The 12597-nt window shown below is 68.6% G+C and carries 12 protein-coding genes; 8 read left to right on the forward strand and 4 right to left on the reverse strand.

Going from position 1 to position 12597, the window contains the following annotated elements; genetic code table 11:
• Positions 1–320: 320 nt before the first annotated feature.
• From J2S75_RS04065 to J2S75_RS04075, 3 genes are all read left to right on the forward strand, one after another.
• Positions 321–1460 carry a TRAP transporter substrate-binding protein gene (locus J2S75_RS04065; RefSeq protein WP_307018378.1) on the forward strand — a complete coding sequence of 380 codons (1140 nt, stop codon included), beginning with the start codon at positions 321–323 and terminating at the stop codon, positions 1458–1460.
• A gap of 183 nt (positions 1461–1643) precedes the next feature.
• Positions 1644–2273 carry a TRAP transporter small permease subunit gene (locus tag J2S75_RS04070; protein WP_307018380.1) on the forward strand — a complete coding sequence of 210 codons (630 nt, stop codon included), beginning with the start codon at positions 1644–1646 and terminating at the stop codon, positions 2271–2273.
• Entirely contained in the window at positions 2273–3601 is a 1329-nt protein-coding gene (locus J2S75_RS04075; protein WP_307018381.1) for a TRAP transporter large permease, read from the forward strand. The genes J2S75_RS04070 and J2S75_RS04075 overlap by 1 nt, the downstream gene beginning before the upstream one ends.
• Positions 3602–3671: 70 nt before the next feature.
• Here J2S75_RS04075 and J2S75_RS04080 read toward each other — a convergent pair whose 3' ends face one another.
• Positions 3672–5147, reverse strand: coding sequence for an ATP-binding protein (locus J2S75_RS04080; RefSeq protein ID WP_307018383.1), 1476 nt, complete (start codon positions 5145–5147; stop codon positions 3672–3674).
• A gap of 210 nt (positions 5148–5357) precedes the next feature.
• Here J2S75_RS04080 and J2S75_RS04085 point away from each other — a divergent pair, with 210 nt between their 5' ends.
• Positions 5358–5816 carry a DUF488 domain-containing protein gene (locus J2S75_RS04085; protein WP_307018386.1) on the forward strand — a complete coding sequence of 153 codons (459 nt, stop codon included), beginning with the start codon at positions 5358–5360 and terminating at the stop codon, positions 5814–5816.
• Between the two features lie 143 nt (positions 5817–5959).
• Entirely contained in the window at positions 5960–6718 is a 759-nt protein-coding gene (bcsS, locus tag J2S75_RS04090; protein WP_307018388.1) for a cellulose biosynthesis protein BcsS, read from the forward strand.
• Between the two features lie 11 nt (positions 6719–6729).
• Here the strand turns inward: bcsS and J2S75_RS04095 are convergent, their stop codons facing one another.
• A complete protein-coding gene (locus J2S75_RS04095) occupies positions 6730–8070 on the reverse strand; it encodes an XdhC family protein (protein WP_307018391.1) in 1341 nt (446 codons plus the stop codon).
• A complete protein-coding gene (locus J2S75_RS04100) occupies positions 8070–8393 on the reverse strand; it encodes an XdhC family protein (protein ID WP_307018392.1) in 324 nt (107 codons plus the stop codon). Before J2S75_RS04100 ends, J2S75_RS04095 begins: the two co-directional genes overlap by 1 nt.
• A gap of 87 nt (positions 8394–8480) precedes the next feature.
• On the opposite strand from J2S75_RS04100, the gene J2S75_RS04105 reads away from it, so the two are divergent.
• Together J2S75_RS04105 and J2S75_RS04110 are read left to right on the forward strand one after the other, a co-directional pair.
• Positions 8481–9569, forward strand: coding sequence for a lysine-2,3-aminomutase-like protein (locus tag J2S75_RS04105; RefSeq protein WP_307018394.1), 1089 nt, complete (start codon positions 8481–8483; stop codon positions 9567–9569).
• On the forward strand, positions 9566–10753 hold the full coding sequence (locus tag J2S75_RS04110) for a BaiN/RdsA family NAD(P)/FAD-dependent oxidoreductase (protein ID WP_307018396.1): 1188 nt from the start codon (positions 9566–9568) through the stop codon (positions 10751–10753). Before J2S75_RS04105 ends, J2S75_RS04110 begins: the two co-directional genes overlap by 4 nt.
• Before the next feature lie 6 nt (positions 10754–10759).
• Here J2S75_RS04110 and J2S75_RS04115 read toward each other — a convergent pair whose 3' ends face one another.
• Positions 10760–11284: a flavin reductase gene (locus tag J2S75_RS04115; RefSeq protein ID WP_307018398.1), complete on the reverse strand. Its 525-nt coding sequence runs from the start codon at positions 11282–11284 to the stop codon at positions 10760–10762.
• A gap of 392 nt (positions 11285–11676) precedes the next feature.
• Between J2S75_RS04115 and J2S75_RS04120 the strand changes: the two genes are divergently transcribed.
• Positions 11677–12594: a branched-chain amino acid ABC transporter permease gene (locus J2S75_RS04120; RefSeq protein ID WP_244376129.1), complete on the forward strand. Its 918-nt coding sequence runs from the start codon at positions 11677–11679 to the stop codon at positions 12592–12594.
• Positions 12595–12597: the final 3 nt, after the last annotated feature.

Here is a 12597-nt window from a genome sequence, read left to right on the forward strand (position 1 = left end):
CAGCCCGCGCTGCTGCGGTTCAACGGCCTGACCATGACAAAGGCATGACGATCCCGGCCTCTGCGCCGGAAGGACGGCGGATAACCTCTGCTGCGGCACCCGGCCTGCCCTTCCCCAGCGGCGCGGTGCGGCCGGACACGCGACCTCTGCGTCACCGACCAAGCATTCGACTTTCGGACGAAAGGATTACAGTAAAAATCGTCAATTAGGGCTTGCACTCGCTCTTTCGGCATCGTCTCCTTGGCGCATCGGGACAAGGCGCCGAAGCGCCGCCCGGCGGGGGACTGCCCGCAAGGAAACGCTAGAGGAGGAACCGCCCCATGACCGAAACGTCAGGGAAGATTACGGACGCGCGTCCGGATGTTCGCACCAGCCGTCGCCGCTTCATCGCCACCGCCGCAGCGGCGGCCGCCGGCGCCACCGTCGCCGCCCCGGCGGTTCATGCGCAGGCCCCGATCAAGCTGAAATTCCAGTCCACCTGGCCGAACAAGGACATCTTCCACGAATTCGCCGGCGACTATGTGAAGCGCGTCAACGCCATGACCGGCGGGCGCGTGGAGCTGGAAATTCTTCCCGCCGGCTCGGTGGTCCCGGCCTTCCAGATGCTGGACGCGGTGTCCTCGGGCATTCTCGACGGCGGCCACGGCGTCGCCGCCTATTGGTACGGCAAGAGCAAGGCGTTCTCGCTGTTCGGCACCGCCCCGGCCTTCGGCTGGGACGCGGACGAACTGCTGGGCTGGATCCGCTTCGGCGGCGGCCAGGAGCTCTATGACGACCTCGTACAGAACACGCTGAAGCTGAACGTGGTCGGCATGCTGAGCGGGCCGATGCCGAGCCAGCCGCTCGGCTGGTTCAAGAAGGAAATCACCGGCCCCGAAGACATGAAGGGCATGAAGTACCGCACCGTCGGACTCGGCGCGGACCTGTTCAAGGAGTTCGGCGCGGCGGTGACGATCGTGCCCGGCGGCGAAATCGTGCCGGCCATCGATCGCGGGCTGCTCGACGGCGCCGAGTTCAACAACCCGTCCTCCGACCTGGTGCTCGGCTTCCCTGACGTGGCCAAGGTCTACATGCTCGGCAGCTACCATCAGGCGCTCGAGTGCTTCGAGATCCTGTTCAACAAGACCAAGTTCGACGGCCTGCCGAAGGACGTGCAGGAAATCCTGCGCGGCGCCTCCGATGCCACCTCCTCCACCATGATGTGGAAGGCTCAGGACCGCTACTCCAAGGACCTCGCCGCCATCAAGGCACGCGGCGTCAAGGTGTTGCAGACCCCGCGTTCGGTGCTCGAAGCCCAGCTCAAGGCCTGGGACGTGGTGATCGCCAACCTCTCCGCCGATCCGGTGTTCAAGAAGGTGGTCGACAGCCAGAAAGAATGGGCCAAGCGCATCGTCGGCTTCCGGCTGGAATATGAGCCGGATTCGAAGTTCGCCTACGACCACTTCTTCAAGCCGGCCTGATCTCGGATTCGCGTGCGCCCCTCTCCGGCGACGGAGAGGGGCTTTTGGTTTCGGTAGGCACCGGTTTCCGGCCTGGCCGCGCATGCCTGCGCGACGCGGCAGGCAGCTGCCCATGCGCGAGCCATTCTCCCTATCCGGACACCACGCGGCCCCGACGACGTGCCACCAAGAGGCCCCTTCCCCATGCAATCCATCCTTCTCGGCGTCGACCGGCTGAATGCCTTCATCGGCAAGGTGTTCGCCTGGTGCATCGTCATTCTCATGGCGGCGATCTGCTACGAGGTGTTCTGCCGCTACGTGCTGCGCGACCCCACCACCTGGGCGTATGATGTCAGCCTGATGCTGTACGGCGCCCTGTTCATGATGGCCGGCGCCTACACGCTCTCGCGCAACGGCCATGTGCGCGGCGATTTCATCTACCGCAAATGGACGCCGCGTACGCAGGCCAAGAGCGATCTGGTGCTCTACTTCCTGTTCTACTTCCCCGGCATCCTGGCGCTGATCTATTCCGGCTGGGGCTATTTCTACCTGTCCTACCTGCTGAACGAGCACTCCTCCTTCAGCCCGGAGGGCCCGGTCATCTGGCCGTTCAAGGCGCTGATCCCCATCACCGGCGTGATGATGCTGCTGCAGGGCATGGTCGAGGTCGTGCGCTGCTGGATGTGCATCCGCGACGGGGAATGGCCGCAGCGCCTGCACGATGTGGAGGAACTCGAAAAGGTCATTCTCGACGAGGCGGCTGCCAAGGCCGAGGCCGAAGAACAATTGCTCAACACCGTCGAGCGCGACTCCACCACGCGGGGGACCCTGTGATGTTTCTTTCCGATCCCGCGCTCGGCATCTTGATGCTGGTCGTCTTCCTCATCCTGCTGATGCTCGGCTTCCCCATCGCCTTCACCCTGATGGCGCTCGGCGTGGCCTTCGGCTACCTCTCCATCGGCGACGGCATCTTCCAGCTCTTCGTCCAGCGCACCTATTCGGTGATGGCGAACGACGTGCTGATCTCGATCCCGCTGTTCCTGTTCATGGGCTATGTGATCGAGCGCGCGAACATTCTCGACCGGCTGTTCCGCGCCATCCAGCTCGCCGCCGGCTGGATTCCCGGCTCGCTCGCCGTGGCGACCCTCATCACCTGCGCCCTGTTCGCCACCGCGACCGGCATTGTCGGCGCCGTGGTGACGCTGATGGGCCTGCTCGCCTTCCCGGCCATGCTGCGCGCCGGCTACGACACCAAGATCGCCTCGGGCGTCGTGTGCGCCGGCGGCTGCCTCGGCATCCTCATCCCGCCCAGCGTCATGCTCATCCTCTACGGCGCGACGGCAGGCGTGTCGGTGGTGAAGCTCTACGCCGCCGCCTTCATTCCCGGCATCACGCTGGCCGGCATGTATATTGGCTATGTCATTATCCGCGCGATGATCAACCCGTCGCTGGCGCCCAAGCTACCCCCGGAGGAACGCAACGTTCCGGTGGGAACGATCATCTGGGCGCTGCTGACCTCGTTCTTTCCGCTGGTGCTGCTGATCGTCACCGTGCTCGGCTGCATCATCTTCGGCCTCGCCACGCCGTCCGAGGCGGCGGCGGTCGGCGCGGCGGGCGCCATCCTGCTGGCGCTGGCCTACCGCACCTTCAGCATCGAGAAGCTGAAGGACTCGGTGTTCCTCACCGCCCGCGCCTCGGCCATGGTGTGCTGGCTATTCGTCGGCTCGGCGGTGTTCTCGGCCGTATTCGCCCTGCTGGGCGGGCAGCGCGTGGTCGAAGAGTTCATCATGGGGCTGGACCTCGGGCCGATCGGCTTCCTGATCCTCACCCAGATCATCATCTTCGTGCTCGGCTGGCCGCTGGAATGGACGGAGATCATCGTCATCTTCCTGCCCATCTTCCTGCCGCTGCTCGACCATTTCGGCATCGACCCGATCTTCTTCGGGGTGCTGGTGGCGCTGAACCTGCAGACCTCGTTCCTCTCGCCACCCGTTGCCATGGCGCCGTTCTACCTGAAAGGCGTGGCACCCAAGCATGTGTCGATCGAAGAGATATTCTCCGGCGTGATGCCGTTCATCTTCATCGTCGTGTTCGCGATGGTGCTGCTCTACACCTTCCCGAACTTCGCGCTCTGGCTGCCAAACTACCTCTATGGCGGCTGACGATCGCGACCAGCAAAAGCAAACGGGCCCGGCAACGGGCCCGTTTTCATGTCCATCGGCGTGATCGTTCTCAGGCCGCCGGCGCCCGCGGGTCGCCCGGCGCGGTCTTCCAGCCGAGCGCGGGGAAGCGCACCACGCGGCGGCCGCGGAAATCGGCCTCGCAGACGAGATGGCCGCGCTCTTCCATATAGGTCAGCAGCCAGCGCCCGCGCGAGGGCGAGCGGCTGCCATAGGCCTTGGCCAGCGCCTCGTCCGCCGGCGAGGGCGCGCCCTCCATGCCCGCACGCGCCAGCAGGAGGAAAACGCCCTGCATCTCCTCCGGCAGGCCCGCCGCCTGGTCGACGGCACGCGCCCAGCCCTCATCGCCGCTGCGGGAGTCCAGCCCGGCGCGGGCAATGGCCAGCCGGCGGGTGAAGTCGGCGAGGTCCGGCACCTTGGAGCCAACCCGCCGCACCCGGCAATGCACGAGAAAATCCGGGTAGAGCGCGGCGGCGGAGCGGAACGGCGCCTCCGGATCGGAGACGAACTGGCGGATGATCTCCTCCACCAGCGCCTCGCGCTCCGCCTCGAAGGCGGCGGCGACTTCCGGATCGACCGGCGCGGCCTCGGGCGGGGGTGCGTCTTCCAGAGTCTCCAGAATGGCCTCGGTGGCGCGCGGCTCCGTCCGGGCGGGCGGCGCGGGCAGAGGCTCGGTGCCGAGATCGTCGAAGATCAGATCCTGGATTTCCGCCGTGCCGAGTTCCGGCGGCGGCAGCAGCGAGGGGCGCCCGTTGCGGCTCGCCGTCTCGACATGGCCGATCTTCACCGCCACCGGGCGACGCGCCAGCGCCGGGCCGAGCGCGACGAAAGAGCCGGTGTTGAGATCGCGGAAACTCTCCGCCTGCCGCTTTTCCATGCCGAGAAGATCGGCGGCGCGGGCCATGTCGATGTCGAGAAAGGTGCGGCCCATGAGGAAGTTCGAGGCTTCCGCCGCCACGTTCTTCGCCAGCTTGGCGAGGCGCTGCGTGGCGATGACGCCGGCGAGCCCGCGCTTGCGGCCACGACACATGAGGTTGGTCATGGCCGAGAGCGAGATGCGCCGCGCCTCGTCGGAAATCTCGCCACCGCCCGAAGGCGCGAAAAGCTGCGCCTCGTCGACCACGACGAGCATCGGGAACCAGAATTCGCGGTCGGCGTCGAACAGGCCGTTGAGGAAGGCGGCGGCCGAGCGCATCTGCGCGTCGGCATCCAGCCCTTCGAGGTTGAACACGACCGAGGCGCGGTGCTTGCGGATGCGGGCGGCGATGCGCTGGATCTCGCCGGCGGTGCGCTCGGCGTCGATCACCACATGACCAAAACGCTCGGCCAGGCCGACGAAATCGCCTTCCGGATCGATGATCGCCTGCTGCACATGGCCGGCGCTCTGTTCCAGCAGGCGGCGGAGCAGATGCGATTTTCCCGAGCCGGAATTGCCCTGCACCAGAAGGCGCGTGGACAGGAGCTCTTCCAGATCGAGCCGAACCGGCTGTCCGGCGTTGCTGCTTCCAAGCTCGATACCGATCTTCATCTGCGGTGACGCATCCCTGCACAGGCCCCGCGCGAGGGCCGCATGGTTCGATTGCCCGCCCCCAGCCGGCCGATCCGGCGGGAAGCCGCTCCGGCTGCCGCGCCCGGCCCTGCCTTTAGCACGTGGCAAGGGCCCGCGCCGACAGCCGGCAAGAACTCCACAGATTCGGCCCGGCTCGACAAGCCCCGTGCTTCGCGCCACTCTGCCGCCATGTCGCTCCCGCCCTTCTTCACCATCGGCTACGAACAGGTCTCCTCCGCCGCCGTGCTCGACACGCTGAGCGGCGCCGGGGTGGACCTGCTGGTCGATGTGCGCGCCGTCGCGGCCTCGCGCCGCGCCGGCTTTTCCAAGAGCCACCTCGCCGCCGGCGTGAGCGAGCGCGGCATCGGCTATCTGCATCTGCGCGGCCTCGGCACTCCGGCGGAAGGCCGGCAGGCCGCGCGCAGCGGGCATTACGGCGAGCTGCGGCGCATCTATGACGCCCATCTCGCCACCCCCACGGCGCAGGAGCAGCTCGACGAGCTGACCGCGCTGGTGAAGGCCGGGCGGCGGGTCTGCGTGCTGTGCTTCGAGCGGCATCCCGAGCATTGCCACCGGCAGATGGTGGCCGATCTCATCTGCGAGCGCGTCGGCGTCACCGTCGAGCATCTGATGGCGCCGCCGGTCTGACCCGGCCCCGGATGCTGCGACAAAATGCGGCATGCCGGGGCGTGTACCGCCACCCGTACTCGCCCTTCGGTTGATTGAGGCCGGTGGCGGCGGGTGCTCGGATAAGGCGTACTTCCTGACCCCCCACAACCGTGAGCGCGGCGATGCCTTCTTCGCCGGCGCGTTTATTCGCGCCTCTCCTCGCGGCGACGGCGGTCGCCGCGTGCCCGCTTCCCGGCGCCGCGGCCGAGGAGGGTGCGGAGGCGTCGCTGCGGCGGCGGCTCTATTTCTACACCGGCGTCGATATCGCCCGCGACAGCGGCTATGGCTGGGGCGGCATGGCCTGGGCTCCTTTCGCGCCGATGGACCGGGAAGGGCTGCGGCTGCGCACCCAGGCCGGCGGCGGGCGCTATGACTACCGCACGCAGGCCGTGGCCGGCGGCTGGAACAGCGTCGACAAGACCGATGGCGAGGTGCTGCTTGGCTGGCAGTTCCTGCGCGGCCGGCACGCGCTGGCGCTCTATGCCGGGGTCAACATCATCGACAACCGGCTCGACACGCCCGATCCCGGCAATCGCGACGCGGGGACGCATTGGGGCGGCAAGGCCGTCGCCGAATGGTTCTACCGCCTCGATGAGCGCTGGACGCTCACCGCCTCGCTCAGCGGCTCCACGGCGGATGGCAGCGTCAGCGGGCGGGCCACTGCCGCCTGGCGGGCCTTCCCCTGGCTCGATCTCGGCGTCGAGGCCGGCGCCACCTCCGACTGGCCGGATGAAAGCGCCCGGCTCGGCCTGTTCCTCGCCTGTCCGCTGCGGAGCGGTGAATGGCTCAACTGGGAACTGCGCGCCGCCGCCGGCTGGAACTGGAGCGGCGACAGCGACGACAGCCCCTATGGCACGCTGTCCCTGTTCATCCCGTTCTGAGCCGCGCCGGCTCAGGCGTCCTCCGCCCGCATCGCCTCCAGCGCGGCGGCGGCATCGACATCGCTCGCGGCGGCGGCGATCTCATGGATTTCCAGCGCCTCGAGGTCCTCTCTCGTGTCGACATCGACAAAGGCGCCCTCCCCCTCTACCGGCACCTCGACGACGAAATCGGGGTTGTCGGCGAGGATGCGGCGGGCGCCGACATCGCCTTCCAGCGTCGTCAGCGCCGGGAACAGGGCGCGCGCCAGCGCCACCGGGTTGCCATGCCGCCCCCCGGCCACCGGCACCGCCGCCAGCCGCCCCTGCGCGGGATCGAGCGCATCGGCGAGGCGGTCGATGAGCGCCGGCTCGACCTTCGGCATGTCGCCGAGCAGCACCACCACGCGCTCCGTCTCCTTCGGCAGCGCCGCGACGCCCGTGCGCAGCGAGGTGGACAGCCCGCGCGCGAAGTCGGGATTGGGGGCGAAGGTCACGTCCAGCCCGTCAAGCGCCTTCCGCACCAAAGCGTCTTCATGGCCGGTGACCACGATCACCGGCCGCGCGCGGGCGGCGAGCGCCGCCTCCACCGCGCGGCGCACCAACGGCACGCCGCCGAGCGGCAAAGTGAGCTTGTGCGCCCCCGGCAGGCGCGTGCCCTGCCCGGCGGCGAGAACCAAGGCCGCCGGCGGGCGGGCCGGGCGGCGGCGCAGCTCGCCCACCAGCTGGGCGAGGATGGAGACGGCGATTTCCGCCGGGGTCGCCGCGCCGATATCGAGACCGATGGGCGCGCGGATGCGCTCCAGCGCCGCGCGCGCCACGCCGCGTTCCGCCAGCCGGGCCCGTCGCCCGGCATGGGATTTGCGCGAGCCGAGCGCGCCGACATAGAAGCAGCCGGCGCTGAGCGCCGCTTCGAGCGCGGGATCGTCGATCTTCGGGTCATGCGCCAGCACCGCCACGGCGGTGAACGGATCGAGCGGCCGCTCGGCCAGCGCGTCCTGCGGCCAAAGCGCCCGCACATCGACACCGGGAAAGCGCTCCGGGGTCGCGAAGGCGGTGCGCGGGTCGATGATCGTCACCGCAAAGCCCACGGCCGCCGCCATCGGCGCCAGCACCTGCGAGATATGCACCGCGCCGGTGATGACGAGACGCGGCGCGGGAAGCTGAACCGTGAGGAACAGCCGCCGGCCTTCCGCTTCCACCTTGCCGCTGCGGCCGCTGCGCAGCGCCTCGGCGAGATGCGGCGCCAGCGGATCGGCTGCGGCGTCGCCGGCACGCACCAGCCGCTGGGCGCCGCCATCGAGATCGGTGACCAGCACGGCGGCGCGACGGGCGGCGCGTTCGGCATTCAGTTCATCGAGCAAAGCGAGGTCCATCAGCCGACCTTCTCGACAAAGACGGCGATGCGCCCGCCGCAGGACAGGCCGACCTGCCAGGCGGTGGCGTCGGCGACGCCGAATTCCAGCAGCCGCGCCCGCCCGTCGGCGATCACCTCGGCCGCCTCGGCCACTACCGCGCCCTCGACGCAGCCGCCGGACACCGACCCGAGGAAATTGCCGTCCTCATCGATGGCGAGATGGCTGCCCACCGGGCGCGGCGCCGAGCCCCAGGTCTCGATCACCGTGGCCAGTGCCACGCCCCGGCCGGCCCGCCGCCAATCGGCCGCCACCTGCAGCACATCGTCCTCGCGCGTGAGCATGATTTCTCCCTCGATCTGCGCTGCACTATAACGCGCGGCGGCTGACGCGCCTTGCCCGCGCGCGCGGAAACGATCACAAGACCGCGCATGAATTCGCCCGTCCGCACGCCCCTCGCCCCGTCCGCACCCGCTGCGCTGCCCGCCCGCACCCTGCGCCGCGTGGGTGAGCTGGCGCAGGCCGGGCTTTTGCCAGCCGATGCGGCGCTGGAGGCGGTGGAAGCCCGCTACGCCGTGGCGGTGACGCCGATGCTGGCTCAGCTGATCGACCCCGCCGACGCCGCCGACCCGATCGCCCGGCAATTCCTGCCGGATGCGCGCGAACTGGAAACCCGCCCGGAAGAGCGCGACGACCCGATCGGCGATGACGCGCACAGCCCGGTGCCCGGCATCGTCCACCGCTACCCCGACCGGGTGCTGCTGAAGCTGGTCGGCGTCTGCGCGGTCTATTGCCGCTTCTGCTTCCGCCGCGAGATGGTCGGGCCCGGCGCGGAAACGAGCCTGTCCGACGACGCGCTTGAGACCGCCCTCGCCTATATCGCCGGTCGGCCGGAGATCTGGGAAGTGGTGCTCACCGGCGGCGACCCGCTGGTCGCCTCGCCGCGACGGCTGGCGGAGCTGATGGCGCGCCTCGCCGAGATTCCCCATGTGAAGATCGTGCGCTTCCACACCCGCGTGCCGATTGCCGCGCCCGAGCGCGTCACCGGCGCGCTGGTGGCGGCACTGCGGGCGCCCGGTGTGACGACCTATGTCGCCATCCATGCCAACCATGCGCGCGAACTCGGCCCCGAGGCCCGCGCGGCGCTGGCCCGTCTCGCCGAAGCCGGAATCGCGCTGGTCAGCCAGAGCGTGCTGCTCGCGGGCGTTAATGACGATGCCGGCACGCTCGCCGCACTGTTCCGTGCGCTGGTGGAGTGCCGGGTGAAACCCTATTACCTCCACCATCCCGACCTCGCCCCCGGCACGGCGCATTTCCGCCTGCCGATAAAGCGCGGGCAGGAACTGATGGCGGCGCTGCGCGGGCGGGTCTCCGGTCTCGCTCTGCCGACCTATGTGCTCGACATTCCCGGCGGCCACGGCAAGGTGCCGGTCGGCCCCTCCTATCTGGAGCCGGCGCCCGAGGGCTGGCGCGTCACCGATTATTGCGGCGGCGTGCACGCCTATGGAGAGGGCGTGTGAGCCGCCCCACGCCCGTCGATGTGGTGGTGATCGGTGCCGGCGCGGCCGGGCTGATGTGCGCCATCGAAGCCGGGCGGCGCGGGCGCCGGGTCGTGGTGCTCGACCATGCCCGCGCGCCGGGCGAGAAGATCCGCATCTCCGGCGGCGGGCGTTGCAACTTCACCAATCGCGACGCCGGCCCGCGCAACTACCTCTCCGCCAATCCCGGCTTCGCCATTTCGGCGCTGAAGCGCTACCGCGCGCAGGACTTCATCGCCCGCATCGACCGGCGCGGCATCGCCTGGCACGAGAAGACGCTCGGCCAGCTGTTCTGTGACGGCTCGGCCCGGCAGGTGGTGGACATGCTGACCGACGATCTGCGCGAGGCCGGCGGCGAACTGCGCCTTGCCACCGTCATCACCGGGATCGAGCGGGCGGCTGACGGCTTCACCGTGGCGACAACGGCCGGGAGCGTCGCCTGCCGCTCACTGGTCGTCGCCTCGGGGGGCAAGTCGATCCCGAAAATGGGCGCCACCGGCTTCGGCTATGAGATCGCGGAGCGCTTCGGGCTGGCGCTGCAGCCCACCCGTCCGGGGCTCGTGCCGCTGACCCTCGATCCCGCTCTGCTGGAACGGCTCGCCCCGCTCGCCGGCGTGGCGGTGGAAGGCCGGGTGAGCCATGGCAAGACGCGGTTCGAGGAAGGGCTGCTGTTCACCCATCGCGGCCTGTCCGGCCCGGCGATCTTGCAGATTTCCTCTTATTGGCGTGAGGGCGACGAGATCACGCTGGCGCTGGCGCCGCACACCGACATCTTCGCCCGGCTGCGCGAGATGCGCGCCGCCAATGGCCGGCAGGCGCCCGCCACCGCGCTGGCAACGCTGCTGCCCAAGCGCCTCGCCCAGCTCATCGCCGAGCGCGAGGCGGGGGCCGGCAACCTCGCCGACCTTTCCGACAAGGCGCTGCGGCGGATCGACGAGGCGGTGAATGGCTGGCGGCTCAAGCCGACGGGCTCGGAAGGCTACCGCACTGCCGAGGTGACACTGGGCGGCGTCGACACGGCCGGGCTCGATTCACGCACCATGGAAGCCCGCACCGTGCCGGGCCTGTATTTCATCGGCGAGGTGGTGGATGTCACCGGCTGGCTCGGCGGCTATAATTTCCAGTGGGCGTGGTCGTCCGGCTGGGTCGCCGGGCAGGTGGCGTGAGCGACATCAGACCGTGAGGAACCCGCGCCCGAGATAGGCGAGCTTGGCCCTGTCGGGGCCGAGCGTCACCGCCTCCACCCGGCCGACCAGCACATCATGGGTGGCGATGGTGCGTGCCTCCACCAGCCGGCAGTGAAACACCGCCACCGCCCCGGTGAGACAAGGCAGGCCCAGCGCCCCTTCGTGCCATTGGCCGACGCCGAATCGCTGCTCGCCCTCCAGCCCGCCGCGCCCGCCAAACGCTTCCGCCACCGCCTGCTGCTCGGCGGCAAGCATGTTCACCGCGAACCGCCCCGCGTGACGGAAGGCGGGAGCGGAGCGGATGCGCCGGTTGAGGCAAACGAGAAGGGTCGGCGGGCTGTCGGACACCGAGGCGACGGCCGTCGCGGTGAAGCCGGCGCGGCCCTCCGCCCCATGGGTGGTGATGACATGCACGGCGGCGACCAGCCGGCTCATCGCCTCGCGATAGAGCCCGGCCTCGACCGCGTGCCCGGCGTCGTGATGCGCCTCAGGCGCCTTTGGCTGATCCAATCTGCCGTGCCTCCTGCACCGGCGCGCGGACCGAAGGCCCCCGCACGCATATGCGCTGTGCATAACCTCTGGCGGCCGGTTTTGGAAACCGCGCCTCCCACCCCCGTGTCGACATGACGATGTGAAGACAAAAATGACGGAGGCGGACACAGGCCGGACGCAGTCCCGTCACATTAACCGCTTGAGTTGCAATGGGATTCACTGGTAGCGGTATTTAAGCACCCTAATATCATGCTTTTCGATCGATTGCATTTCGTCTTTCGATCGAATTGTATCGGCAACGGGCGCGAGCTAAGAGTAGGGGCGCTTGTCGTACGGGCACGGTCATAAACTGTGCAAAAGCCCGACGGCGGCGCCTTGCGCAAATTCGGCTGAGGGGAGCCGGCACAATCATGGAAATTTTCGTTCAGCAGCTCATAAACGGGCTGACGCTCGGCTCGATCTACGGGCTGATCGCCATTGGCTACACCATGGTGTTCGGCATCATCGGCATGGTGAACTTCGCCCATGGCGACGTGTTCATGGTCTCCGCCTTCATCGCGCTGATCTGCTTCCTGCTGGTCACCACGGTCCTCGGCATCACCTCGATCTTCCTCGCTCTGGCGATCGTGCTGGTCGTGGCGATGTTCTTCACCTCGCTGCTGAACTGGGCGATCGAGCGGGTCGCCTACCGGCCGTTGCGCGGCTCGTTCCGGTTGGCGCCGATGATCTCGGCCATCGGCATGTCGATCTTCCTCGCCAATTTCGTGCAGGTGACGCAGGGCCCGCGCAACAAGCCGGTGCCGCCGATGATCACCGACGTGATCGTGCTGATGGATTCCGGCTCCTACCAGGTCACCCTCGCCTGGAAGCAGGTCATCATCATGGTGGTCACCGCCGCCCTGCTCGGCGGCTTCTGGTACCTCGTGCAGAAGACCTCGCTCGGCCGCGCCCAGCGTGCCTGTGAACAGGACCGCAAGATGGCGGCGCTGCTCGGCATCAATGTCGACCACACCATCTCGCTGACCTTCGTCATCGGCGCCGCGCTCGCCGCCGTCGCCGGCACGCTCTACCTCATGTATTACGGCGTGGCGAACTTCGCCGACGGCTTCGTGCCGGGCGTCAAAGCCTTCACCGCGGCGGTTCTCGGCGGCATCGGCTCGCTGCCCGGCGCCGTGCTCGGCGGATTGCTGATCGGCCTGATCGAGACCTTCTGGTCGGCCTATTTCTCCATCGAGTACAAGGACGTGGCGGCGTTCTCCATCCTCGCCATCACCCTGATTTTCATGCCGCAGGGCCTGCTCGGCCGGCCTGAGGTCGAGAAGGTCTGAGGT

It is taken from the genome of Ancylobacter polymorphus (assembly GCF_030813495.1).
GTDB lineage: Bacteria > Pseudomonadota > Alphaproteobacteria > Rhizobiales > Xanthobacteraceae > Ancylobacter > Ancylobacter polymorphus.

Bases quoted from the DNA above. Each gene is read 5' to 3' on its own strand.
- J2S75_RS04065 (WP_307018378.1), top strand. From the start codon at position 321: ATGACCGAAACGTCAGGGAAGATTACGGACGCGCGTCCGGATGTTCGC.
- J2S75_RS04070 (WP_307018380.1), top strand. From the start codon at position 1,644: ATGCAATCCATCCTTCTCGGCGTCGACCGGCTGAATGCCTTCATCGGC.
- J2S75_RS04075 (WP_307018381.1), top strand. From the start codon at position 2,273: ATGTTTCTTTCCGATCCCGCGCTCGGCATCTTGATGCTGGTCGTCTTC.
- J2S75_RS04080 (WP_307018383.1), bottom strand. From the start codon at position 5,147: ATGAAGATCGGTATCGAGCTTGGAAGCAGCAACGCCGGACAGCCGGTT.
- J2S75_RS04085 (WP_307018386.1), top strand. From the start codon at position 5,358: ATGTCGCTCCCGCCCTTCTTCACCATCGGCTACGAACAGGTCTCCTCC.
- bcsS (WP_307018388.1), top strand. From the start codon at position 5,960: ATGCCTTCTTCGCCGGCGCGTTTATTCGCGCCTCTCCTCGCGGCGACG.
- J2S75_RS04095 (WP_307018391.1), bottom strand. From the start codon at position 8,070: ATGGACCTCGCTTTGCTCGATGAACTGAATGCCGAACGCGCCGCCCGT.
- J2S75_RS04100 (WP_307018392.1), bottom strand. From the start codon at position 8,393: ATGCTCACGCGCGAGGACGATGTGCTGCAGGTGGCGGCCGATTGGCGG.
- J2S75_RS04105 (WP_307018394.1), top strand. From the start codon at position 8,481: ATGAATTCGCCCGTCCGCACGCCCCTCGCCCCGTCCGCACCCGCTGCG.
- J2S75_RS04120 (WP_244376129.1), top strand. From the start codon at position 11,677: ATGGAAATTTTCGTTCAGCAGCTCATAAACGGGCTGACGCTCGGCTCG.